At 56.6% G+C, this 25,059-nt stretch carries 21 protein-coding genes and 3 riboswitches; of the genes, 7 read left to right on the forward strand and 14 right to left on the reverse strand.

All coding sequences use genetic code 11. From position 1 onward, the window contains the following. Positions 1 to 20: 20 nt before the first annotated feature. Positions 21 to 1,535, reverse strand: a complete 1,515-nt coding sequence (locus BN3277_RS22220) for a copper amine oxidase N-terminal domain-containing protein (protein ID WP_059046480.1) — start codon at positions 1,533 to 1,535, stop codon at positions 21 to 23. 225 nt (positions 1,536 to 1,760) lie between these two features. Continuing rightward, positions 1,761 to 1,804, forward strand: a riboswitch (PreQ1 riboswitch). Between the two features lie 196 nt (positions 1,805 to 2,000). Here BN3277_RS22220 and queC point away from each other — a divergent pair. From queC to BN3277_RS22245, 5 genes are all read left to right on the forward strand, one after another. Further along, the gene (queC, locus tag BN3277_RS22225) at positions 2,001 to 2,669 is read left to right on the forward strand and encodes a 7-cyano-7-deazaguanine synthase QueC (RefSeq protein WP_059046482.1); all 669 of its coding nucleotides are present in this window, start codon (positions 2,001 to 2,003) and stop codon (positions 2,667 to 2,669) included. Further along, positions 2,666 to 3,160 (forward strand): 6-carboxytetrahydropterin synthase QueD, encoded by a 495-nt coding sequence (queD, locus tag BN3277_RS22230; protein WP_059046483.1) that lies wholly within the window; start codon positions 2,666 to 2,668, stop codon positions 3,158 to 3,160. The genes queC and queD overlap by 4 nt, the downstream gene beginning before the upstream one ends. After that, positions 3,153 to 3,914, forward strand: a complete 762-nt coding sequence (queE, locus tag BN3277_RS22235) for a 7-carboxy-7-deazaguanine synthase QueE (RefSeq protein WP_059046485.1) — start codon at positions 3,153 to 3,155, stop codon at positions 3,912 to 3,914. The genes queD and queE overlap by 8 nt, the downstream gene beginning before the upstream one ends. Positions 3,915 to 5,429: 1,515 nt before the next feature. Then, positions 5,430 to 5,927, forward strand: a complete 498-nt coding sequence (gene queF, locus BN3277_RS22240) for a preQ(1) synthase (RefSeq protein ID WP_059046487.1) — start codon at positions 5,430 to 5,432, stop codon at positions 5,925 to 5,927. A gap of 57 nt (positions 5,928 to 5,984) precedes the next feature. Beyond that, entirely contained in the window at positions 5,985 to 6,959 is a 975-nt protein-coding gene (locus BN3277_RS22245; RefSeq protein WP_059046489.1) for a 2-hydroxyacid dehydrogenase, read from the forward strand. Between the two features lie 182 nt (positions 6,960 to 7,141). On the opposite strand, the gene BN3277_RS22250 is transcribed toward BN3277_RS22245, so the two are convergent. Beyond that, on the reverse strand, positions 7,142 to 7,717 hold the full coding sequence (locus tag BN3277_RS22250) for a PadR family transcriptional regulator (RefSeq protein ID WP_082691559.1): 576 nt from the start codon (positions 7,715 to 7,717) through the stop codon (positions 7,142 to 7,144). Between the two features lie 6 nt (positions 7,718 to 7,723). Beyond that, positions 7,724 to 9,247 (reverse strand): MDR family MFS transporter, encoded by a 1,524-nt coding sequence (locus BN3277_RS22255; protein ID WP_059046491.1) that lies wholly within the window; start codon positions 9,245 to 9,247, stop codon positions 7,724 to 7,726. Positions 9,248 to 9,435: 188 nt separating this feature from the next. Here BN3277_RS22255 and BN3277_RS22260 point away from each other — a divergent pair, with 188 nt between their 5' ends. Together BN3277_RS22260 and BN3277_RS22265 are read left to right on the forward strand one after the other, a co-directional pair. Continuing rightward, the gene (locus BN3277_RS22260; protein WP_059046493.1) at positions 9,436 to 10,521 is read left to right on the forward strand and encodes a M24 family metallopeptidase; all 1,086 of its coding nucleotides are present in this window, start codon (positions 9,436 to 9,438) and stop codon (positions 10,519 to 10,521) included. 265 nt (positions 10,522 to 10,786) lie between these two features. Then, complete coding sequence (locus tag BN3277_RS22265) at positions 10,787 to 12,478, forward strand: methyl-accepting chemotaxis protein (RefSeq protein ID WP_059046495.1); 1,692 nt, start codon at positions 10,787 to 10,789, stop codon at positions 12,476 to 12,478. Between the two features lie 73 nt (positions 12,479 to 12,551). On the opposite strand, the gene BN3277_RS22270 is transcribed toward BN3277_RS22265, so the two are convergent. The 11 genes from BN3277_RS22270 to BN3277_RS22320 all read right to left on the reverse strand — a co-directional run bounded on the left by BN3277_RS22270 (position 12,552) and on the right by BN3277_RS22320 (position 24,940). Next, entirely contained in the window at positions 12,552 to 13,703 is a 1,152-nt protein-coding gene (locus BN3277_RS22270; protein ID WP_059046497.1) for a KamA family radical SAM protein, read from the reverse strand. 164 nt (positions 13,704 to 13,867) lie between these two features. After that, a riboswitch (cyclic di-AMP (ydaO/yuaA leader) is annotated at positions 13,868 to 14,010 on the reverse strand. A gap of 30 nt (positions 14,011 to 14,040) precedes the next feature. After that, complete coding sequence (locus tag BN3277_RS22275; protein WP_059046498.1) at positions 14,041 to 15,690, reverse strand: cobyric acid synthase; 1,650 nt, start codon at positions 15,688 to 15,690, stop codon at positions 14,041 to 14,043. A gap of 201 nt (positions 15,691 to 15,891) precedes the next feature. After that, the gene (gene cobS / locus BN3277_RS22280) at positions 15,892 to 16,719 is read right to left on the reverse strand and encodes an adenosylcobinamide-GDP ribazoletransferase (RefSeq protein ID WP_059046500.1); all 828 of its coding nucleotides are present in this window, start codon (positions 16,717 to 16,719) and stop codon (positions 15,892 to 15,894) included. Next, positions 16,716 to 17,309, reverse strand: a complete 594-nt coding sequence (cobU, locus tag BN3277_RS22285; protein ID WP_059046502.1) for a bifunctional adenosylcobinamide kinase/adenosylcobinamide-phosphate guanylyltransferase — start codon at positions 17,307 to 17,309, stop codon at positions 16,716 to 16,718. The genes cobS and cobU overlap by 4 nt, the downstream gene beginning before the upstream one ends. Beyond that, positions 17,306 to 18,403, reverse strand: a complete 1,098-nt coding sequence (gene cobT, locus BN3277_RS22290) for a nicotinate-nucleotide--dimethylbenzimidazole phosphoribosyltransferase (protein ID WP_059046504.1) — start codon at positions 18,401 to 18,403, stop codon at positions 17,306 to 17,308. Before cobT ends, cobU begins: the two co-directional genes overlap by 4 nt. Positions 18,404 to 18,445: 42 nt before the next feature. After that, entirely contained in the window at positions 18,446 to 19,237 is a 792-nt protein-coding gene (locus BN3277_RS22295) for an ABC transporter ATP-binding protein (RefSeq protein WP_059046505.1), read from the reverse strand. Then, a complete protein-coding gene (locus BN3277_RS22300) occupies positions 19,234 to 20,283 on the reverse strand; it encodes a FecCD family ABC transporter permease (RefSeq protein WP_059046507.1) in 1,050 nt (349 codons plus the stop codon). Before BN3277_RS22300 ends, BN3277_RS22295 begins: the two co-directional genes overlap by 4 nt. Continuing rightward, positions 20,280 to 21,290, reverse strand: coding sequence for an ABC transporter substrate-binding protein (locus BN3277_RS22305; protein ID WP_059046508.1), 1,011 nt, complete (start codon positions 21,288 to 21,290; stop codon positions 20,280 to 20,282). Before BN3277_RS22305 ends, BN3277_RS22300 begins: the two co-directional genes overlap by 4 nt. A gap of 247 nt (positions 21,291 to 21,537) precedes the next feature. Beyond that, a riboswitch (cobalamin riboswitch) is annotated at positions 21,538 to 21,748 on the reverse strand. A gap of 76 nt (positions 21,749 to 21,824) precedes the next feature. Then, positions 21,825 to 22,724 carry a TRM11 family SAM-dependent methyltransferase gene (locus BN3277_RS22310; protein WP_089153398.1) on the reverse strand — a complete coding sequence of 300 codons (900 nt, stop codon included), beginning with the start codon at positions 22,722 to 22,724 and terminating at the stop codon, positions 21,825 to 21,827. Between the two features lie 135 nt (positions 22,725 to 22,859). Continuing rightward, positions 22,860 to 23,630, reverse strand: a complete 771-nt coding sequence (locus BN3277_RS22315; protein ID WP_059046510.1) for a TIGR03915 family putative DNA repair protein — start codon at positions 23,628 to 23,630, stop codon at positions 22,860 to 22,862. Continuing rightward, positions 23,615 to 24,940 (reverse strand): putative DNA modification/repair radical SAM protein, encoded by a 1,326-nt coding sequence (locus tag BN3277_RS22320; RefSeq protein WP_059046512.1) that lies wholly within the window; start codon positions 24,938 to 24,940, stop codon positions 23,615 to 23,617. The genes BN3277_RS22315 and BN3277_RS22320 overlap by 16 nt, the downstream gene beginning before the upstream one ends. Positions 24,941 to 25,059 lie beyond the last annotated feature (119 nt).

Consider the following 25,059-nt stretch of genomic DNA (forward strand, 5'->3'; position numbering starts at 1 on the left):
ACGTTTTAAGATCGTACTGCTTACTCTCTTGTGATGGTAATCCAGCCCTCAGCATCAAAGTCCACAGATGCGCCAAGCGCCTCTGCCAAGAATCGGAGCGGTACGTAAGTCAAACCGTCCTTATGCACAAAGGCTGGCTGGCTCAGTGTCACCGCCTTGCCATCCACGGTCGCTTGCTTCGAGCCGACTTTGAGGACGGTTTCCTTACCGGTCAGGTCATCAATGACAACGATCTGGCCAGATCCCGGCGTCCATTTCACTTCGGCATCAAACTGCTCAGCCAAGTAACGCAACTGCACAAAGGAGGTGCCGTTCTTCGTGATCACGCCATAGTAGTCGCTTTGGGTATCGAGCATAAACTGTCTATGGGACAAATTCAGGTCTTCTTTGAGCAATTTATACAATGGAGCGGAACCTTGGAAATTACGCAAAATCTGTCCTGGAGTCAACTCCGCTTCCGTCACGTCGATAAAACCTGCACTTGTATCCACTTGATCCGCAGTGACGGTTCCGCCGATATTCCACATTTCACTGTCGCTGCGCACTTTAATCGCAGAGATCGGAAGATCCTCGGAAGCCGGGAGCGCAATGTTCAATTCCATCGTCTGCTTGCGGATGTTCAGCTTGCCGTCAAAATAAAGGTCCAGCTTTAACACCGTATCCTTGCCGAATACCGTCGCCAGCTCCGGCGTCTCCTCGAACAATCCGGCTACCGCTTCGTCGTAAGAGGCCAGCAGCTCTTCAGCGCCTTGCTGAAGCTCTGTGTACAGTTCCTCCACGGCTTGTTTCTTCGTTTCCTCCGCCTGCTCCGGCGTGATTTCGGCATTCTCCTCCGAGAGGTCTCCCGTCGTGTTCAGCAACGGCATCAGCAGATCGTAATACCCCCCGATCAGGTCCTTAAGCCCCTGCTCATCCTTTACTGCGCTGGCGAGAAACGGCTTAATCAGCCCAAACAGCTCGTCACCACGCACTTCCGCATGCAGATTCGTTAAGCTCAGCGTTTCCCCGTTCACCTGAGAGGAGGTTTGCTTCACCGTCAACACCGAAGGATTCGGGAAATGCTTCAGTACGAATTTCGCCAGTTTGGAGGTAAGCTCCTGTGCCCCGGCTTCCAAAGCGCTCGTGTCCGGCAGCGCCACGCCCCCCATGGACATGGGTATGTACAACGGCTGCTTCGCCCCTTCAACCTGGAGCCCCATGCCTTTGTCGTCCATCGAGAAAAGGAACGGAATCTTCTCTCCTTTCAAACCGACGGAGCCTTTCATGGAAAGATGTTTGGTGTCTTGCACTTTCGCGCTGTCGATATTGAGAGAGAAAGAATTAATCAGTTCAATTGCTTTTTGGTCTTCCGCTGTCAGCTTGGCCGATTCAGCCGGAACAACCTCGACGGTCACCGTCTGTTTCGATTCGCTGCTTGTCGTCTTTGCGCTGTTGGCCAGCGCTTTGGCCACGTCAAACCCACCAACCGCCTGGCATCCCGTAAGCGCGACCAGCAGCAGCGCCAGTGGAATGGCCAGCCATTTGATTTTTCGCATGATATCCCCTCCATTAGTTAATCTCTTCCATTATCGGTGAGTTTCGCTCGTTTGTGAACCGATTTTCCCATTATTTCGTTAAAAATAATTACTTTCCCCCTCCCCTTCCTCTCTTCCCCTGTGCGCGAAATATGCTATAATGGGGTTTGTGCCTAGGGCCTAGTTCCCTTTCGAGGCACTTTAATTAAAGAAGAAGTCCATGCCCCGTCCCCTATGGCGGAACGCATGGGAGAGGTTCGAGAACTCCCTCTATAAAAAACTATAAACGCCCGGCCTGGTTTAGGCGGGTTCTTTCGCGCTTGCACGCTCGTTTGCTTCTTGCATTGGGTTGCCCGCGCCAAGGATGCCCGGCCTGTCGAATGGGCTTGTTTTTTTGTGACCAGTTCAAGAACTCTCTTTCTTCTAAACCTGAACCGAGGAACAACGTTTCTCGCTTCGCAATCCAAGAAGACGGAGGGTTTTTTTATGCTTAAAAACGAAAAAGCGGTCGTCGTGTTCAGCGGCGGCCAAGACAGCACCACCTGCCTGTTCTGGGCGATTCAGCAGTTTGGCGAGGTCGAAGCCGTCACGTTTGATTACGGTCAACGCCACAAGCTGGAAATCGATTGTGCCAAATCCATCACCGCAGAGCTTGGCATCAAGCACACCGTGCTGGATATGAGCCTGCTTGGGCAATTAACGGCCAACGCTTTGACGCGCGGCGATATCGCCATCGAGCACCAGGAAGGCGAGCTGCCGAGCACGTTTGTGGACGGACGCAACCATCTTTTTCTGAGCTTTGCCGCCGTGCTTGCCAAAGGCGTTGGCGCCAAGCATATCGTCACCGGCGTCTGCGAGACCGATTTCAGCGGATATCCCGATTGTCGCGACGTGTTCGTCAAATCGCTGAACGTCACGTTGAATTTGGCCATGGATTACGAGTTTGTGATCCATACCCCGCTCATGTGGATCGACAAGGCCGAGACCTGGAAGCTGGCCGATGAGTTGGGGGCCTTCGAGTTTGTCCGCGAGCGGACGCTCACTTGCTACAACGGCATCATCGGCGACGGCTGCGGCGAATGCCCGGCCTGCAAGCTGAGAAAAGCCGGACTGGACAAATACTTGCTGGAACGCCAGGAGGCGAATTCACGATGAACCGGACCCCGGGAGAATTTCGCATCGTCGAAGCGCTGCAGAAGCTGGGCCAGGACATCGGGCATGACCAGCTGCGCTACCATCGCCGCCGGGTGCTGGTGAGCAAGGAGTTTACCTTCGATGCCGCCCACCATCTGCATGCCTATGACGGCAAATGCAAAAACCTGCACGGCCATACGTACAAAGTGGTGTTTGGCATCAGCGGCCGGCCGGATGAGATCGGCATGACCCTCGATTTTGGCACGATCAAAGAGATTTGGAAGAACGAAATCGAGGTGTACCTGGATCATCGTTATATTAATGAAACGCTGCCACCGATGAACACAACCGCCGAGAATATGGTAGTGTGGCTGTTCGAGAAAATGGAAGAGGCGCTACAATCCGAAGCTTATCGGAATCCGGTGCTGGAGGCTCGGACGGAGTTCGTCCGTCTCTACGAGACGCCAACCAGCTACGCTGAAGCCAGACGGGAGTGGATGCGGGATGAGTAAGGAAGCGACCACACAAGAACAGCGTGAGCTGTTGATCCCCGTCATGGAGATCTTCGGCCCTACCGTTCAAGGTGAAGGTATGGTGATCGGGCAGAAGACGATGTTCGTCCGCACCGCCGGCTGCGACTATCGCTGCTCCTGGTGCGATTCCGCCTTCACCTGGGACGGCAGCGCAAAGGAGATGATCCGCCGCCTGACCCCGGCGGAAGTCTTCGACGAGCTGCGCGACATCGGCGGCAACCGCTTCGCCCACGTCACCTTGTCCGGCGGCAACCCGGCCCTTCTGCCGCAGCTGGCCGCCCTGGTCGAGCTGCTCCATGCCGAAGGGATCGCCGTCGCGGTGGAAACCCAAGGCTCGCGCTGGCAGGACTGGCTGGCTGAGGTCGACCAGGTGACCTTGTCGCCGAAGCCACCCAGCTCGGGCATGGACACCAACTGGGACGTGCTGGATGGCATCGTCGCCAGGTTGGCGGCCCGGCCCCACCCACTCGCCGTCAGCCTGAAGGTCGTCGTGTTCGACGACGACGACCTGGCCTACGCCAAGCGGGTGCACGCCCGCTACCCCGACGTGCCGATGTACGTGCAGGTCGGCAACCCGGACGTCAAGCGGATGGATATCGCGGAGCACGCGTCCGATCTGCTGCGCCGCTACGAGGCGCTGATCGATCAAGTGGTCGCCACGCCGGACCTGAACAACGTCCGGGTGTTGCCGCAGCTGCACGCCCTCGTCTGGGGCAACAAACGCGGCGTGTAAGCGGAAGTTCTTAACGGACTCCAGTTAAGCTAGCCCCTTCCTCCGGCTAACGGACTCCAGAGACGTTATTCGATGTTCCGCGAGGGCTTTCCGATTCTAACGGACTCAGGAGACCTTATTTCGGGGAAATGCGGCGAGTCGGCGGCAAGTTGGGCTAAATAAGGTCGCTGGAGTCCGTTACATCGGGAAATGGCCGGGAAATCGGCAAATAAGGTCCGTACGGTCCGTTAGGACACTTTGCTTACTAAGCAAAGTCCCCTTCCTCCGGCTAACGGACTCCAGTTAAGCTAGCCCCCTTCCTCCGGCTAACGGACTCCAGAGGCGTTATTTGACGCTCCGCGAGGGTTTTCCGATTCTAACGGACTCAGGAGACCTTATTTCGAGGAAATGCGGCGAGTCGGCAGCAAGTTGGGCTAAATAAGGTCGCTGGAGTCCGTTACATCGGGAAATGGCCGGGAAATCGGCAAATAAGGGCTGTACGGTCCGTTAGACACTTGGCTTATTAAGCCTAGTCCCCCTTCCTCCGGCTAACGGACTCCAGAGACGTTATTTGACGCTCCGTGAGGGCTTTCCGATTCTAACGGACTCAGGAGACCTTATTTCGGGGAAATGCGGCGAGTCGGCGGCGAGTTGGGCCAAATAAGGTCACTGGAGTCCGTTACATCAGGAAATAGCCGGGAAATCGGCAAATAAGGGCTGTACGGTCCGTTAGACACTTGGCTTATTAAGCCTAGTCCCCCTTCCTCCGGCTAACGGACTCCAGAGGCGTTATTCGTTGTTCCGTGAGGGCTTTCCGGTTCTAACGGACTCAGGAGACCTTATTTCGGGGAAATACGGCGAGTCGGCGGCGAGTTGGGCCAAATAAGGTCACTGGAGTCCGTTACATCAGGAAATAGCCGGGAAATCGGCAAATAAGGGCTGTACGGTCCGTTAGACACTTGGCTTATTAAGCCTAGCCCCCTTCCGCCGGCTAACGGACTCCAGAGACGTTATTTGACGCTCCGTGAGGGCTTTCCGATTCTAACGGACTCAGGAGACCTTATTTCGGGGAAATGCGGCGAGTCGGCGGCGAGTTGGGCCAAATAAGGTCACTGGAGTCCGTTACATCAGGAAATAGCCGGGAAATCGGCAAATAAGGGCTGTACGGTCCGTTAGATTGCGCTAAGCTCAAGATTCTGCTAAGCCCGCCCAACACCCACTGCTACCGTTACACCCGTTTCACCAGGCACATTAGCCACATTAGCCACATTAGACACACCAGGCACACCTGAGTCGCACCAGTCGCACCAGTCGCACCAGTCTCACCAGTCACATTAGTCACACTAGTCACCCTAGTCGCACCATTCGCACCAGTCACACACTAGTCACCCTAGTCGCACCATTCGCACCAGTCACACTAGTTACACCAGTTACCAGTCGCACCAGTCACACCAGTCACATGATACGTTGTCACCTTCACGTCCTTTCACGCATCGCCAATAACAAAATTTGAATATACTAAAAGGAGGGCCTCCCATGGCCGGAAGAAAACCCGAAGAAATGCAGGATGTCACGCTGCTGGGCAACCAAGGCGTGAAATATCCTTTTGATTACGCGCCCGAGGTGCTGGAGAGCTTCGATAATAAGCATCCGTACCGCGATTATTTTGTTAAGTTCAACTGCCCGGAATTCACCAGCCTTTGCCCGATCACGGGACAGCCGGACTTTGCCACCATCTACATCAGCTACATCCCTGACATCAAAATGGTGGAAAGCAAGTCGCTAAAACTGTACCTGTTCAGCTTCCGCAATCACGGCGACTTCCACGAGGACTGCGTAAACATCATCATGAACGACCTGATCAAGCTGATGGATCCGAAGTATATTGAGGTTTGGGGCAAATTTACGCCGCGCGGCGGCATTTCCATCGACCCTTACACCAATTACGGCCGCCCCGGCACCAAATACGAAGCGATGGCCGAACATCGCCTGCTCAATCACGACATGTATCCGGAGAAAATCGACAACCGCTAAGCTCCTGCGCTTGGAGCGGACAGATTGGGACCTTGCCATTCGAGAGAGGAGAACCTCATGAAACCAAAAGTGTTTATTTCCCGGCCGATTCCCCCGGAAGTGGAAAACTACCTGGCCGAGCATTGCGAAATCAGCAAATGGGACGGCGACGGTCCGATTAGCCGAGCTCAGCTGCTGGCCAGCCTGAGCGATGTCGAAGGCCTGTTGACCGCGGACCGCAGCATCAATCAGGAGTTGCTGGATCACGCGCCTAAGTTGAAAGTGGTCAGCAATATCAGCGTCGGCTACAACAACTTTGATCTGGAAGCAATGAAGGCCCGCGGTGTGCTGGGCACTAACACTTCGTCCGTCCTGAACGACACGGTCGCCGACCTGATCTTCGCGCTGATGCTGGACGTGGCCCGCCGCGTATCGGAGCTGGACAAATACGTGAAGGCCGGGCAATGGAAACGCGGCGACGGGCAAAATCTGTTTGGCCTAGACGTTCACCACAAGAAGCTTGGGATCATCGGGATGGGCGAAATCGGCGAAGCCGTTGCCCACCGGGGGCAATTTGGCTTCGGGATGGATGTGCTGTACCACAACCGAAGCCGCAAGCCTGATGCCGAAGTCAAGCTGGGCGCTGTTTATCGCTCCTTGGACGAATTGCTCCAGGAAGCGGATTTTATCGTGCTGATCACGCCGCTCACACCGGAAACGCGGGGGCTGATTGGTGCGCGTGAATTTGCCTTAATGAAGCCGACGGCTGTGTTCATCAATGCCTCCAGAGGGGCAACCGTCGACGAGCAGGCGATGACCGCCGCTTTGCAAAACCGGCAAATTTACGGCGCCGGACTCGACGTCTTCGAGAAGGAGCCGATCGATCCAGACCATCCGCTGCTGAAGCTGTCCAACGTCGTCACCTTACCGCATATCGGTTCGGCTACGGATCAAACACGCCGGCAAATGGCCATGCGAGCCGCCGAAAATCTGGTCGCCGCGCTGGAAGGTCGGACGCCGCCAAGCCTGGTCAAAGAGCTGCGGCCGGACTGACCCCGATGTTGACCATGACCATGACCATGATCATGATCATGGTCTAAGCCAGCCTTAGCAGGCATAAGCAGCAGGCAGCAACAGATCCCTACCCACTCCCACTCCTCGAGGCCGGTTCATAAACCACAAACCAAAAACTCCCCGGGCTCCGTTAGCGTAAGCAACGGTGCCCGGGGAGTTTCTTATTCGTTGAGCAAATCGGCCGGATCACGGTCGCCCAGTCGGCCGGCCACGGCATCTTCGTATAACCGGCGCAGCCAGGAGAGCTCGGTTCGCGCATGCTCGTAACGGCCGGCCATCAGATGCAACACGCTCCGCGGCACGATCCCCCGATGCTCCTCGTAGACCTGGTAACTCAAATTTACCTGATGCTCCGCTTCCCGGATGCGGTCCTGCAGCATAGCGGCCACTTTGTCGCGGTCGCCATGCCTTGCGAACACCAGAGCCACATGCAGCGGATGATAACCGGAGGCTTCCTCCTGAAACCGGTCGATCAGCAGCTTCTGAAAATACTCCCGGCCCTTGTCCGTAATCCGGTATACCGTCTTATCCGGGCGTCCCTCGGTTTGGATCGTTTCCACAGCCTCGATGTATGCGGCCTTCGCCAACTGGTCGACCGCGTAATATAACGAGCCGATTTTGAAATTGCCATGCTGGTCGAGGAAGCGGTCCCGGATGCGAATCAGCATCTCGTAGGGATGCTGATCCTCCTCCAGCAACAGCCCCAGGATGCAGAGCCGAATCGCCAAAGCCTTCATCGTCCGCTAACCCTGCTGATTCGAAGGCTTGGCCGCCACGCGCTCGATCCGGTCCTTCGGCATCGCGATCACAACCAACACCGCGCAGACGGCAGGAACAAGAGCCCACAGAAAGGTATGGGCGATCGAAGAGGACATGGCCTCCGTGATTTTATCCAAAATCTCTGGCGGAATCAGGGCTCTTTTCTCCGGACTCAGCGCCTCCCGAGTATCGCCGAAATTCGCCCCGCCTTGTCCCATACCAGCGAACGCATCGGTCATCGCTCCCGACATCAGGTTGCGCTGCACGATGCCAAAAATCGTAATCCCCAGCGTCATCCCAAGCGAACGCAGGAACGAGTTGGTTGACGTCGCCGCTCCGCGCTGCCGCATGTCGAAGTGATGCACGGACGCCATGCTGAGCACCGAGAAGGAGAAGCCCACGCCAAACCCGGTCAGGATGCTGTAAGCCGTAAGCAGCAAACGGGAGGTGTCGTTTGTCAGCGTGCTGAGCGCAAAAATCCCGCCGACGAAGCAAACCACCGACAAAGCCATAACCGTGCGGTAAGGGATGCGGGAAGCGAGCATCCCGCCCAGCATGCTGCCGATGACCGAACCGATCATCATCGGCATCAGAATAATGCCGGAGTTGGTCGCCGAGCCGCCGTATACGCCTTGCACGAAGATCGGAATGTACACCGTAGCAACGATAAAGACGCTCCCGTAAAATAAAGCCAGCAAACAGCTTGTCGCGTAAAGCCGGTTTTTGAACATGTCAAACGAAATGATCGGCTCTTGCGCTTTCGTCTCGAGCAGCAGGAACGCGGCAAATAACACGGCAAATCCGGCAAACAAGCCTAGAATCACACCGGAATTCCATGCGTATTTCTCACCGCCCAGCTCCAGCGCAAACATCAGACACACTACGGCGCCAACCAAGGTAAACGCCCCGCCCCAGTCGATCTGCTGCTTCGCGTGGGACAGCGACTCTTTATAGTAGGCGATAATCAACACCAACGACACGATGCCGATGGGTACGTTAATGTAAAATACCCAATGCCAGCTAAGCGAGTCGGTGATGAACGCACCCAGCAGCGGACCAAAAATGCTCGACGTGCCAAAGACGGCGCCCATCAGCCCGGTCATTTTCCCGCGTTTCTCCACCGGGAAGATATCATAAATAATCGTAAACGCAATCGGCATCAACGCGCCCCCGCCGATCCCTTGAATCGCCCGGAAGATGCTAAGCTGCACGATGCTGCCGGCAAGTCCGCACAAGACGGAGCCCAACAGAAACATCACAATGCCAAACAGGAAAAAGCGTTTCCGCCCGTACATATCCGACAGCTTGCCAAAGATCGGCGTCCCCGCCATAACGGTGACCATGTAAGCCGAAGTCACCCAAACAAACTGCTCCAGCCCGCCAAGGTCGGCAACAATCGTTCCCATCGCGGTCGTCACAATCGTATTGTCCATCGCCGACATCAGGATCGCCAGCATCAAACCGACCAGGATCAGCCGGGTAGGATCTTTCTTTTCAGTAGCCAACATCTTCTCCCCTTTGTTTCTTATTCAAATTTGAATACATAACCTCTTCCTATTTTATTGAAAATATTTAAAAAGTAAACCTTTTGATTCAACCTATCGCTTCTCACAGCCCACCCTGCCGATAACTATCGTTCTCGCGCGCTTTGCCCTATAATGGAACAAGAGATCGAACGAAAGGAAGTTTTTTCAAAATGAATGAAAAATGGAGCGAATTAGAACGCAAAATGCGCGAATCCGGGGTCAGCACACTGCTGATCACCGATCCGAAGCATGTGTATTACCTTACCGGCTTCCTGAGCAATCCGCATGAACGCTTTCTCGGCGCCGTCCTCCAAGCCGGAAGCGAACCTTTCCTGGTCGTTCCTGCGCTGGATGAGGAAACGGCCCGCAAAGCCACGGACCTTGCCGAGATCCTCACCCACGGCGATACGGACGATCCTTATACCCTGCTGAAACAGCGCCTGGCCGGCACGATTGGCACACTTGGCCTTGAGAAGGAGCAGGTCTCCGTGGCCAATTTCGAGCGAATGCAGGAGAAGCTCGCATTTTCTAGATATATGGATGCAGGACCTTGGCTACGGGATATGCGGGTGCGCAAAAGCGCGGAAGAGGTCGGCAAAATTAAGCATGCCGTAGGTTTAATCGAGCAGGTGCTCAGCGAATCGCTGAAAAAAGTCAAGGAAGACGTAAGCGAAAGCGAGCTTGTAGCGGAAGTCGAATACCAGATTCGTAAGCTTGGCGCGGACGGCCCTTCCTTCGATTCCATGGTGTTGTCCGGTGAGAAAACGGCTCTGCCGCACGGAGTTCCCGGCGACCGGCGAATCCGTCGCGGAGACCTCCTCATGTTCGACATCGGCGTTTATGCGGACGGCTACGCGTCCGATATCACCCGTACCTTCGGAGTTGGCGAACTCTCCGAGGAATTGGTTCGGATCTACGATACCGTGCTTGCCGCCAACGAAGCGGCGATTGCCGCCATTCGGCCGGGCGTTACGTTCGCTTCCATCGACCGCGCCGCCCGCGAGGTGATCGAAGCGGCTGGCTACGGCCCTTATTTTGTCCATCGCCTGGGTCATGGGCTGGGAATCGACGTGCACGAGTTCCCTTCCGTTCATGGGGAGAACGAGTTTCTCCTGGCGGAAGGCCACGTATTTACCGTTGAACCGGGCGTCTATGTGCCGGGAGTCGGCGGAGTGCGTATCGAAGACGATGTGCTGGTGACATCAAACGGCGTGGAAGTCTTAACGTCCTACCCCAAACAGTTAACTTATATCTAACACGAGATGTTAGTATCGATTTCGAATCAAGCCTTGGGCTCCGAAACGAGCCAAAAGGCTCTTTTTTTCGTCTTTTTCCGATAGATTTAGGTATATTTAGTTGAAAGTTCTTACGAAAACCAAAAAAAGTACGACTTTTTCATTTTCAAAGGACGTTTTTTCCTATAAAATGATTCTTATGAACCACTGGTTAAAAAGAGATAACGCTGGTTCGACCCATGCATCGATAAAAATCCATTATTTAAGGGGAACGGAGAGGATTTTCGTGTTTAAGGTCATTAATCGCTCCATAAGCCGCAGACTGATGAGTACCTATGCGGTGATCATTGTCGTATCATCACTTTTATTTAGCGTCAGCTTTTATAACATCTCGATGGGGATCATTGACCAAAATGTACTGCCGCAGTTCGACAAAGTGCTGCAAACCAGTACCCAGGACATCTTCAAACGGCTGGATACGACGCAATCTCTGCAATTGCTCAGCGGGAAAGATAATTCACGTTTTACGGTGGAGACGTATCTAACGAAAAGCGCCAAGGATTTTAACTTGAGTACCGCTTATCTGCTCCATATTCAAGAAGATGGCGCTACCGTGTTGGCGACCAACGAAAATTCCGGGATGAAACCCGGCGATAAGGTGGAGCTCCAGCCGGCCATGACCGAGGCGGCCAGTGGCGGGGTACATATCAGCGATCTGTATACCAACCAATTCGGTTCGCAAAAAACCGCCTTCATCGCGATCCCCGGCAGCAAAGCCATGCTCGCCGTTGGCCTTGACGCCACTTTTATCGATGAGAAGAAGGATCAGATTTTATACATATGTATCGGGATCACCCTGCTCGTCATTGTTGTTGGGATGGCGGCCGCTTATTTTGTCAGCACGCGCATCACAAAGCCGATCAAGAAGCTGGTGGCCGTTACGGAAAAAATGGCCGGCGGCGACTTCCGCCAAACGGTCGAAGTAAAGGGACATGACGAGGTTGCCCAATTGGCCGGCAGCTTCCGGACGATGACCAATCAGCTTAAGGACATGTTTGCGGCCGTTATGCAAACGTCCCACGCGGTCGTTGGCGGCTCGGAAGACTTGTCCCGATCGGTAACGACGTTTGAGGATTTAATCTCCCGGTCCAATGCGGCTACCCGGGAAATCGAAGCCGGCAGCATGACGATTGCCTCGGCCGCGGCTGAGAACGCCCGGGCGATGGAGGAAATTTCGCAGGGCGTACAGCACATCGCCTCTTCGTCCGCCGAAGTGACCGAGCGGATCGGACAAGCCGCCGATGAAGCCGGCACCGGCAACACATTAGCCCAAACGGCTGTTACGCAAATGCAACACGTGGAAGATGCGGCAAACCGAACGCTGGAGCATATTCGTACGTTAAACGATCGCTCGGAGTCCATTTCCAACGTGGTTGGGACGATTACGGAAATTACGAAACAGATTAATATTTTGGCGCTGAACGCTGCAATCGAGGCCGCACGGGCCGGCGAGCACGGCAAAGGCTTCGCCGTCGTCGCCGAGGAAGTCCGCAAGCTAGCCGAACAATCCCGCTTGGCGATGGAGGAAATCGGCGAGAACCTGCACAGCATCCGGGAGGAATCGGAAAATTCCGTCAGCGCGATGCAACGGGCCAGCGAGGAAATCGTCTCCGGTACGGAACGCGTAAAGCAGGCCGGACAAGCGTTCGAGCAATTGACGGAGCTCATCCAAAACGTCAATTTGACGATTCAATCCGTCTCGGCTTCGACGCAAGAGGTATCCGCCGGGACCGAGGAAGTGACCGCTTCCGTCGAGGAGTCGGCCAACATTACGGCCAAGTCACTGGCCAATATGGAGCAAATCGCCAGCTACTCGCAGCAGCAGCTCGATGAAATGGATCACCACGCACGGACGGTTCGTTCGCTACACGAGCAGGCCTTGTCGCTTCAGGAATCCATTGCGAAATTCCGGATTTAAACCGGCAATGCCAAGATAAAAAAAAGCACCCTGACCCTCCCCAGAATAGCGGGGCTTACGGTCAGGGTATTTTTTATCCGGTATAGGACATTTCGTCTACGGAAGCAACCTCGCGATGCACCTTCTCCGGCTTCTTCCAATAGGCCTCATTGCCTGGCAGATCATCAAACCATGCAGCATCGTCTGGGCAAGGCAGGATCATAAATTTGCCGTACTCATTGTCCCGGGACTGATGATATTTGAGATATGCCTGGCCGTTTTCGATCGCCAGGATTTCAATTTTGCCCGATGAGTGGCTCATCGACAGGCGCACGCGTTTGCCGAGTCCCGAAGTACGGGCTTTGGCTTCCTCAACCAGCTGATACGCCCGTTTCAGCGGAAGAACAAAATCGGCATTCCCAGCAACCGGCCGGTTGATAAAGAAATAATACGGGGTGACCCCGGCCCAGGATAACCGATCCAGCAATTCGCCAAGCACAGCCGCATCGTCGTTGATGCCTTTGAGAATCGGCGTTTGATTAACCACGATCGCCCCTGCGTCGTGCAGCGCCTGAAAGCCTCTTTTCGCCTCCGGGGTAATTTCGCGCGGATGATTGATGTGTGCCATGACATAAATCCGTTGGTCTACCGTGGAGAATTCTCGAATCAACTCCAGCAGCTCCGGATCTTCATAGATACGCATCGGATTAAAAACAGGGATCTTAGAGCCAAGCCGGATGATCTTGACATGCTCAATGGCCCGAAGCTGTTCGAGAATCGAACGCAGCTTACGGGTGGCCAGAATCAGGCTGTCGCCGCCGGTCAGCAACACGTTGTTGATTTCGGGATGCTGAGCGATGTACTCAATGCCGGGCGTCACATCCGACATCGCCTCTTTTACATCGTTGCGGAACAGCCTTTTGCGGAAGCAATAGCGGCAGTAGGAACCACAAACCTCGGAAACGATCAACAGCGCAGTTGTCCGGTACTTGTGCTGGCAGCCGGGAACTGCATAGTTGGTCGCCTCGTCGGAGGCGTCCCACCGCCCGTATTCCTTGAGTTCTCCCGTATTGGGGATCACCAGCTTGCGGATCGGGTCATTTGGATCATTCCAGTCGATTAAATTCAAATAGTAATCATTTACCCGAAAGACGAATTTATCCGTAATCGGTTTCAATTCCTGCCGCTCCTGTTCGGACAATTCGCTCACCTTGGCGATGTCGGTGATATACTTCGGTTGCGCCATGCTCATCTCCTCCTTTAATGGGATCGATGGGTAAAGAAGAAGCCGGAAACCTAGCAGTGAATGCGAGTACTCCGCCGAATGCTCGGGTCAAGGTTCTTAAAGAACACAAAAAGACCCCGCACAAAATCACAGGGTCATTGGTTGATGACTGAAATTATATAAATGAATGACCCATCCACTGCAAACGAGGTTAGCTGACGGGCTCGGGAAAGATGGTTCCCTACGTTAAAACATGCAACGATTCGCCCCAAAAAATGGTTCCCCCGCTTTTCGACTTTACTCATCGAAAATTAAGCGTACTTTTATGCTACCTTATCATTGCCCCATTTGTCAAAGCTTACCTTACTCGGCTTCGTTCGGCTTCGTTCGGCTTGGGACGGATTCCGGCGATTTCGTAAATCAGGTCCATCCGCAAATGGCTGCGGACCTGCTCGGCTAGCCGGTCGAAAGCTTCCGCTTTCCGCGAGGAGGAGCTATAGGTGACGCCCAATGGCTCCAGCCCTTTGCTTGCCCGCAATCCGTCCAACCAGGCGCGCCGCCAGGCATCGTTATGGAATAACCCGTGCAGATACGTCCCGAACACCCTCCCATCGGGACGGGCCGCCCCTTCCGGATGCGGAGCAGCCGCAGCGGCTTCCGGTTCCGGCACAGCGGCTTGCAGGGTAAACAAGGGACGAATGTCCTGAAGCTGCCGAGTAGAGCCGGAGTGGATTTCATACCCTTCAATCGACATTGGGCGGTCTGAAGGGTTCAGCGGTACCGGCTGTCCGGCGATCGTTTGGCCCTGCACGCGTACCGTCTTTTTGCCGGGGAGAAAGGTCGTAGACAGAGGCAGCAAACCCAATCCCATCGCCGACCTCGGTTCACCGGATTCTACCGCCTCAGGGTCATGCAGCTGCTCCCCCAGCATTTGATATCCGCCGCAGATGCCGATAAGCTGGACATGCGTTTCCCCCTCGATCAGATCGAGAACGCCCTCCTCGAGCTCCTGCTTCCGTAGGTACTCCAAATCCCCAATCGTATCCTTGGTCCCCGGCAAGATCACGGCATCCGGATGTCCCAGCTCCGACAGCTTGCTTACGTAACGAAGCGATACGTCCGTTTCGGCGGCTAAGGGATCAAAATCGGTGAAATTGGAAATCCGCGGATAACGAATGACCGCGATGTCGAGCTCCTTGCCGGCCGCCTTCTCTGAGCCGGTTGCATAGCTGTCCAAGACAACGGAATCCTCGGCTTCAATCTCCAGATCCGTTAGGAACGGGAGCACGCCTAAAACGGGAATGCCAGTCCGTTCCTCCAGCCAATCCAGCCCGGGCTGCAGCAAGGACAAGTCGCCGCGGAACTTGTTGATGATAAAGCCTTTGATTCGGGCGCGTTCCTGCGGTTCCAGCAACTCCAGCGTGCCGACGAGAAAAGCGAATACGCCGCCGCGATCGATGTCGCCGACCAGAATTACCGGAGCGTCGGCCCAGCCGGCCAGATTCATATTGACGATATCGCGCTGCTTCAGGTTGATTTCCGCCGGACTCCCGGCCCCTTCCATGACGATGATGCCGTGTTTCGCGCGGAGCCTGCCGAGCGCCTCCATCACCAGCGGCTTCGCCTGAGGCAGGAAATTCTCGCGATAGCTGGACGCACTGAGATGCTGGTAAGGGCGCCCGTGAACGACGATTTGCGAATGCATGTCCCCGGTCGGCTTAATCAGCACCGGATTCATGTCCGTGGTGGCGGCGATGCCGCAAGCCTCCGCCTGGATGCCCTGCGCCCGGCCGATTTCCCGGCCGTCCGGTGTAACATAGGAGTTCAAGGCCATATTTTGTGACTTGAACGGGGCGGGGTGGTGCCCATCCTGCGCAAAGATGCGGCAGAGCGCCGTTACGATGACGCTTTTGCCCACGTCCGATGCGGTGCCTTGAACCATCAGCACGGCGCCCAAATCGCTGTTGTCTCGATCTCTCGCGGGAAGTTCCTTCTGCTTTTCATCCATCCCGTTGACACTCCTTTTCCGAATCGTGTGCGAATGAGGGGGAGCGAGGGGGCTCTGCCGACTCTTTTGCACGATTATCCCGTTTAGTAAGGCAAGGTAGTGCCGCCCCAACGGATCCCTCTTCCCCATCCTGAACTAACGGGATAATGGTCAAAGCGGTTGCCACAAGGAGGCCTCGCCTCGGACGCCAAAACGTTTCAATCATCGCAATATCAGCACGGCCAGCAGCAGCAAAACAGCTTCCAGCCCTTCGCCAAGCGCCCCGTACGTATCTCCGGTCAAACCGCCCAGTTTGGCGCTGATTCGCCGTGCAGCCCAGGTTCCCGCCGCCCAGGCCAGCAAAGGCGATAACCCGATAAACCATAACGAGCGCAACAGGGTAAATTCGTTCCCTCCCCCAAGCGACAGGAGCAGGGCAAACAACAGCACCACGACGGTTAAAGTTACGGCCATAAGAGTACTCCCCCAGGCATCGCGTTCGACAAACCCTTGGAACTGGGCGGCTAATCCTTCGCCTCGCCGGGCTTTGGGCCATCGAACCATCGCCCGGGTCATAAACCAGCGGCTCCATAAAGGAGCCATCAGCAGCACAAGCCCCGTTGTTGGCATATCTTCTTGGAAGAGGGAGGCCAAGAGCGAGGCTTTCAGCAAGAGTAAAAGAAAGCAGGCCATGACGCCCATAGCGCCAACCCGACTGTCCTTCATGATTTCTAGCATTTTCTCGCGTGGACGGTAGCTGAGCAATCCGTCGGCCGTATCCATCCAGCCGTCCAAATGCAGTCCTCCGGTGAGCCAAACCCAGAGGATTAAGGCAAGGACAGCGGCCGGAAGCGGCGGAAGCAGCCAAACACCAAGCCAGCCTCCCGCCCATACGGCGGCACCAATAGCCGCTCCAACCAGCGGATAATAAGTAATGCTGCGCCTCAGCAAGTCCGGCGTAAAATCCAGCTCGCCCCGGACCGGGAAACGGGACAAAAACTGAAAAGCGGCCATGACCGGTTGCAGGGCGCTCGTTTTCGATTGATTCATAAGCGGTACTCCCGGCTTTTCAGCTCGATGGGGATCCCGGCGGTAACCAGAAAGACTTGGTCCGCGATCGAAGCCATCGTCCGATTCAACAGCCCGGCCCAATCCCGGTATTGCCGACCTAACGGATATTCGGGTACAATGCCGCTGCCTACCTCGTTCGTCACCATCACCAGCGTGCCCGAAAAAGCCTCGACGGCGGCGACCAGCCGCTCGACCTCCCACGCCAGGACAGCATCAGTGGTGTCCGGGCCCTCCCCCGCGCCGAGCAGCACGTTCGACAGCCACAGAGTCAGGCAATCGACCAGCACAATGGGGTGGGCGACCTCCGATATCGAGCGCTGCCCCGTCCTCATGGGCTGCTCCCCCAGCTCCTGCAGCAGTTCGGCTAAACCAAGTGGTGCCTCGTGCGTAGTCCAGGCATACCCGCTTTGTTCCCGCTGGAGACGGTGCAGGTTGATCCGAGCCTTCATCTCGTCGTCAAATGCTTGCGCTGTCGCAACATAACAGGCTGCGTCTCCCTGTTTCATCACCCAGCGTTCGGCAAACGTGCTTTTGCCGCTGCGGGCGCCGCCGGTCACCAGGATCTTCATTGCGACGTCTCCCCGTCATTCTCGTCATTCTCGCCGTTCCCGCCGTCCGCGACCCCGGCGCTTTCAAACGTCGCCATCTCGGCTACGATACGGCAAGCCGCATCGATCAAATGCAACGCCAACACACCGCCCGTGCCTTCGCCCAACCGCATGTCCAGCTCCAGCATCGGGTTCAGGCCCAGCTCCTGCAGCAGGGCCCGGTGGCCTTGCTCGTGGGAGACATGCGAAGCAATCAGATAGTCGGCAGTTTCCGGCTTAAGGCGGACGGCGAGCAACGCGGCAACGGTCGAAATAAAGCCGTCGATCACAACCGGACAGCGCCGGGCAGCGGCCCCCAGGATGACGCCGGTCAATCCGGCGATCTCAAGCCCGCCTACCTTAGCCAACACATCCAACGGGTCGTTGGCATCCGGACGGTTTACGTCCAGCGCCTGCGCTACGACGGCGACTTTATGCCGCAACCGCTCGTCGTTCACCCCGGTGCCTCGGCCAACGCTCTGCTGCGGCGCAATCCCTGTCAAGCTGCTCATGATCGCCGCGCTGGCCGTGGTGTTGCCGATGCCCATCTCCCCGGTGACGAACAGCCGTACACCTTGGGCTACCGCTTCATCAACTACGTCAGCCCCAACACGGATCGCCGCTTCGGCTTCCTCCCGGCTCATCGCCGGTCCTTTGACCATGTTCCCTGTCCCATAACGCAATTTTCGCTGGACAAGCCCTGGATGCGACAGCTCCGCGTTCACTCCGATATCCACGCAAACGACGTCAGCCGAAGCCTGACGCGCCAGTACATTCACCGCTGCGCCGCCGGCCAGGAAGTTAAGCACCATCTGCGGCGTCACCTCCGCCGGAAACGCGCTGACCCCTTCCTCACAGACGCCGTGATCCGCCGCCATGACGATCACCACGCGTTTCGGAAAAGCCGGCTTGGCCTCACCCGTGATTCCGGCCAGCTTGACGGCTAATCCCTCCAATTTGCCGAGGCTTCCCGGCGGCTTCGTCAATCGGTCAATATGAACCCGGGCCGCCTCCATGGCCGCTTCGTCCAACGACACGATCGCTTGTGTCAACTGCTCTACCGAATCGTATCCCATAAATACCCCTTTCCATAATTACAGCAATTACAGCGCGTTAGATTAGAGCAGCCGTTCCCGACGCAGCAACAGCTGCGGAACGTCTGCATCCGGATGAGGCACTTGATGCGTCTGAACCCCAAACACCTGAGCGACCAACTCGGTGGATAAAATGTCCTCCGGCGCCCCTTGCGCAACGACGCGCCCGCCGCTCATCACCAGGAGCTGGCTGCAATACAACGCCGCCAAATTCAGATCATGCATCACCGAAACGACCGTAAGCCCGGCTTCCTGCTGCCAATCGGCCACCAACTCCATAAACTGCATCTGGTAACGCAGGTCCAGATAGGTCGTAGGTTCATCCAGCAGCACGAGCTCAGGCTGCTGGGCCATCACTTTCCCAAGCGCCACCCGCTGCCGTTGCCCTCCGCTCAGCACGCCCAGCGGACGATGCTCCAGCTCCTTCAAGTCCAGGCGCTCCATGATCCCATCGACCAAGCGGCGTCCAGCCTCCGGCCCTCCGATCTCCTTGCCGCGCCAATCCTGATGGGCGAACCGTCCCATCTCCACGACCTCGCGGACCGTAAACGCCACGGACGGCAGCCCGTCCTGCTGGAGCACGGCGACCTTGCGCGACAGCTCCTTGCGCGAGTAGGCCGCTAGCGGACGACCGTCTAACGCGATCGCGCCGCCATCCGGTTGCTCCACGCCCGAAATCAGGTTGATCAGCGTGGTTTTGCCGCTGCCGTTTGGTCCGATCAACCCCCAGGATTCGCCGGGGCTAACCCGCCAATCGATATCTCTAAGCACCTCTTGCCGGCCAAACGCCTTCGAAACTCCCGACGCCTCGATCAACGCAGCTCCTCCTCCCTCTGCTTTTTCTTCCGATACAGCAGATACCCAAAGAAAGGCGCTCCCACGAATGCCGTGACGATGCCGAGCGGAATTTCCGTCGGAGCCAGCAGCGAGCGGGCTGCCAGGTCGCTCCACATCATAAAGATCCCCCCGCCCAGCGCCGACAGCGGAATGATCAGGCGGTAATCCGGTCCGGTGATCAAGCGGATCATGTGCGGTACGACCAGACCCACGAAGCCAATCACTCCCGACACCGACACCGCGGCAGCCGTCATCAATGTGGCGACGAGCAGCACGGCCAGCTTGGTCCGCTCCACAGCCATCCCGGAGTGGGAAGCCTGCCGTTCGCCAAGGGTCAGCAGGTTCAAATGCTTGGCCCGGCTCCACAGGAACAGGGCCCCGATCAGTAAATACGGCAAAAGGATGGCCGTATACGACCATCCGCGCAAGCTTAAACTGCCCATCGTCCAATAATAGATTTCATTAATCGTCTTCTTGGACATCGCCGTCAAAAAGGATACCACCGCGCCGAGAAACGACTGCATGACGACGCCGGACAAAACTAGGCTTTCGATCGGCAGTTTCCCGTTCTCGCGAGCCAGCCAGATGACGATCCATAACGTCACGGCCCCCGTCACGAAGGCGACCATCGGCAATGTAAAGATGCCCAGCAGGGAAAACTGCCATCCGAAAAAAATCAGCACGGCCGCGCCGATCGCCGAGCCCGACGATACGCCCAGCGTAAACGGATCCGCCAGAGGGTTGCGCAGCACGCCTTGAAATCCGGCACCCGCTACGGCGAGGGAAGCGCCGACCAGCATCCCAAGCAGCACGCGCGGCAAGCGAACTTGCACGACGATTTGCTCTGCCGCCGTAGTCCAATCCGGCGTGATCAGACGGCTTAGGCCCGGGATGCGATGCAGCAGAATTGCCGCGATATCCCCGGCCGGCACATAAACGGAGCCGATGCCGATACAGAACAGCAGTGTAACGGCCAGCAGGATCAGCCCGGCTGCACCGTATCCCGCTAATCTTCCGCGCGTCATGGCTGGATCAAATCCGGGTGAATCGCCTTGGCGACTTCGATCAGCCCTTGCGTTACGCGAGGGCCGGTCCGGCTGAGCAGATTATCGTCCAATGCGATAATCCGATTCTCCTTCACAGCCGTAATTTGGTCCCAGCCTGAACGGCCTTTGATGATTTCGGCCAGCGTCTTGTTATTCTCGTCAACTACGCTTTTGGCGTACAAAATGACGTCCGGGTTCGCCTGGATGATCTGCTCCTCATTGATCTCGGACCATCCCTCAACATCCGTAGCGACGTTGATACCGCCGGATAACGTGATCATTTCATCCATGAATTCGCCTTTTCCGACCGTCCAGCCCGGGGAAAATTCGATGTACACCTTTTTCTTCTGATCCTCGCTCAACGAACCTACCGCATCGGTAACGGTTTGGACTTCCTGCTTCATCTTCCCGACGATCTCGGCCGCTTCGGTCTGGTGGTTCGTGATTTCGCCGATCGTTTGGATATGCTTCATGACCGCATCGATCGTCTTCGGATTGGACTGGAACACGGTAAGTCCCATATCCGTCAAGCTTTTGACCGTCGCCGCGTCGATCAGGCTGGCTGCCAGTACCAAATCCGGCTGCGCCGCCACAATCGCTTCTACGTTCACCTGGAACCCGCCCATCCGCGGTTTGTCCTTCACCGCTTCCGGATAGTCGTCCAGATCGGATACGCCCGCAACTTGCTCATCGAGCCCAAGCGCAAACAACACTTCTGTCTCCGACGGTGCCAGCGATACGATTCGTTCCGGCGCCGCGTCAAACGTAAACTCCTTCCCGGTGGAATCCGTCACGGTATACGGATAAGTCGTCTCCTGTGCAGCCGGTTGTTCCGCTGTTGCGTTCGTTCCGGCGTTTTGCGTTTGCTGCGCTGCCTCGGCAGCGTTCCCCGTCCCTTGGTTGACCGCGTTATTGTTACCGCAGGCAGCCAACACCAACATCAGTGCCAGCAGCCCTAGGCTCCCGATTCGTTTCCAGTTCTTCATCTCCAAATCTCCCCTTTTTTTATTCCAGTAAGTAAAGAATCGCCTCATGCTCCAGCGGTACGTCGTGCAGCGGGATCACAAGCCCAGCTGAACTCCATTCCTCCCGGCAACAAAGAAAAAACCCCAATCCTGGGCGGATGGGGTTACGTCTACAAAGTCATGCCGTGCGCCTGCAAAAGTGGAGCCGTCCACCCTTCGGCGCCAAGCGATGATACTCTTGGCAGAACGTTATCCTTTCCTCGAAGGACCGTCTTGAATTCCCGTGGCAGGTCTCCTGACTTCCAGGTATCGACGAAAGCTCGCCTTCCCATCTCCCTTCGCGGGCGACAGTGGCATCGTGAGCTCGTCCCTGTTTACAGTGGCGGGACCGTGCCGGATTTGCACCGGCTTCCCTTTTAACCCGAAGCGGCACGGTTTGCTTTACCGCTGCTTCAGGACCTACGGGCACAATATGTACGCTTGTCTTAAGGCTTTCTTCTCTATTGGATTATAGGGGAAAAGCGGGAAACTGACAATATCCTATCCTTCCCGCCATCATTTCGACATTACTCCAGAGACAAATCCGCTCACCACCCATACCTTCCGAACGAAATGGCCTTTGCTGACCGTGCCGTGATCCATCACCACCAAACCAACCTCAGCAAAATCTCGCTCCAGCGGCTCGGTGGAGACGAGAACCGCCCTTGGCGCGATTCGCCTTACGCTATCCAGCATCCGCCGCCGCTCCTCGACAAGCAGCACCGAGCACAGATTGTAGGGAAGGTCGACGATCGCCGCATCATACGTCCCGTCCAGCTCGTTAATATCGCCGATCCCCACGATGTCCGTATCATCATAACCGAAGTGGCGCAAATTGCTTCTGGCACCGCGAACCGCTACCGGATTGATGTCGCGGCCCACGATGTCGATGCCCATCGACAACGCTTCGATCAGCACATTCCCCATCCCGCAGCAGGGGTCGATCGCTCGCTGACCTTCCGGCTGAGGAACGGCGATATTGGCGAGCGCCCGGGCTACCACCGTCGACAAACCGGTGGAGTAGTTGTTTGGCTTCTCCTTGTGGGCAAGCCAGACCGGTTCGGCGCTGCGGCATATGCCCAGCACCCAGTCTTCCTCCCGCGCCAGCAAACCTAAGGTCACATTGGGGGCGCGCATGTCCGCGATGCCGTGAATTCTAGCGCCGATCCGGCGTTCCGCCTCCCGCTCCCCTTCATACGTTTGCCGTCGCCCGCTTTTGAGATAACGGACCTTGAAGGTCTGCCCCTCCAACTCCAGCCGCGATGCCAGCTCACCCAACTCGACCAAGGTCGGCGCGCCAAACAATACATCCAGTCGCAGCTGCACAAACGGGCTGCGGTTCGGCGGCAGCCGTAGCGGGCTTACCAGATAGGCCGCATCCTCCGCAACCTGCCCAAACAAAGCGCGTTGCTCCATCAGGCAAAGCTCCCGCTCGTTCTCATGGCAGGCAAAAGGATAGATATACGTGATAGGGGATGAATTCAAGCGGTAACTCAGGTTCAATCGGTGACATCCTCTCTGATGGCTTGTCTCCCCATTGTACCAGAACCTTCACTCCTCCCGCATTTCCGTCAGCTGCGCCCAGTAACGCTTAGGCATATGCGACATTTGCGCCCGCGGATTCAACCGTTCCCGGATCGCCACCGTATCGTAAAACTGCTTCCATAACCGACGGTACATCAGCTCCTGCTCCCCCGCCTCCGGCAGGACAAGCTCATCGAGCTCCACGATCTCCGTCCGCTCCGGGGTCGCCTCCTTCGGACGATGGATCAGCGCCTGGCGGTGGGTTTGATCATAGATGAGAAACGCCTCTTGCCGATAGCGATTGCTAAAATGCGGAGCCAGAATCGGCAGCACGCGGTTTTTCGGTTCGATGACCGAAACCAACACCTCGCCATAAACCGAAAAGCGAACGAACCCCATCAAAGCGTGACTTTCCGTATTCAGATGCCTCACGGCTTTGCGTAGCCGGTGTACCGTTGAATCGGTCAACATGTCCATGGCTGCCCGCCCATGCCGGAACCCCAGCCGCAGGAACCGGTAGATCAGCAGATCCTTCTGCGGCTCGCAGGTCAGGAACCCGCGACGAACCAGCTCTTGGGCCTCCGGTGAGATGCTTCGTCCGATGGCATGGTAGACCCGGGACGCTCGCTCCGGTGAGGTCTCCACCCACCTCGACTCAAATAACGTTACCTGCGGGTCGTCATCGGCGCGGAGATCCACCAGTTCTTCCTTCCGTTCATAGCTTTCGAACACACAGCTCAGCAGACCGTCAAAGCTGCCGTCGTAGGCGTAAGCCGCCTCCTTCAACCAAGCAGCCATGCGCCGATCTCCCTCCCCGCCGTTCCGGCCAGCTCCTCGTCGGAGAACAGCGACAGCTGCTCCACCTTCGGCTGCGGCAGGTACATGTCGATCTCCTTGCGGGACAGCAAGGATCTCAGAATCGTGCTTTCGTTCACCTTCAGCCCTTCCAACCGGTGACCTGAACAAGTAAGGAAGTATTGCGCCCGCTTCAGCACAACCCCCAGCTTCTTTAGGCCGTGAAAATCAAGCCGTCCCGTTCGCCGCGCCGCCACGATCCGCTTCGCGCTGCGAACGCCGATCCCAGGGACACGCAGCAGCGTTTCGTAAGGGGCCGTGTTCACCTCCACCGGAAAGTATTCGATATGCTGGAGCGCCCAATGGCATTTCGGGTCCATAAACAGATTAAAATTCGGCGTGCGTTCATCCAGCAGCTCCTGGGCTTCGAAGCCGTAAAAACGCAGCAGCCAATCCGCCTGGTACAACCGGTGTTCCCGTAGCAGCGGCGGCTTAGTGTCGAGCGATGGCAGCAGCGCATGCTCCGCCACCGGCGTATAGGCGGAATAATACACCCGCTTCAGCTCATATTTGCGGTATAGCGCCTCCGTCAGGTTCAGGATGCTCAAATCGCTGTCCGGCGTAGCGCCGATGATGAGCTGGGTGCTTTGCCCGCCGGGGACGAACCGGGGAGCGTTCCGGTATTTCACCAGATCGGCGCCGTTCTCGCGGATGCCCTGCCGAATGGCGCGCATCGGCTTCAGGATCGCCTCCTTGTTCTTGTCCGGCGCCAACTGATGCAAGCTGTCCTGGGAAGGCAGCTCAATATTTACGCTCATCCGGTCGGCTAGCAGCCCCAGCCGGGCAATCAGCGCCGGGTCGGCACCGGGGATCGCCTTCACATGGACATACCCGCCAAAGCCGTAATGATTCCGCAGCAGCTCCAGCGTCCGGATCAGCTGCTCTGTTGTATAATCCGGGCTGCGCATAATCCCGGAGCTGAGAAACAAGCCCTCGACATAGTTCCGGCGGTAAAAATGCATCGTCAGCTCCGCCAGCTCCTCCGGCGTAAACGCGGCGCGCCGCGTATCGTTGGAGCGGCGGTTCACGCAGTATTTGCAGTCATAGATGCAGGCGTTCGACATCAGCAGCTTGAGCAGCGAGATACAGCGGCCATCGGCGGCAAAGCTGTGGCAGATCCCGCAGGCGGCGGTATTTCCTACCGTCCGACTGTCGCCGCTCTCCCCGCTTCCCCGCTCCACGCCGCTGGATGAACACGACACATCGTATTTGGCCGATTCGGTCAATATGGTCAGCTTATCGTATAGATTCATTCCTGCAGCCTCCCTTTTGGCTGCATTATATTACGAACGTATGTTCCTGTCAATGAACTGCCTCTCACGGCTAACATGAAGAAAAGCCTGCAATTGTGCAGGCTTTTTCTCCAGGACAG

Origin of the sequence: Paenibacillus rubinfantis (assembly GCF_001486505.1) — a bacterium.
Taxonomy (GTDB): Bacteria; Bacillota; Bacilli; order Paenibacillales; family Paenibacillaceae; genus Fontibacillus; species Fontibacillus rubinfantis.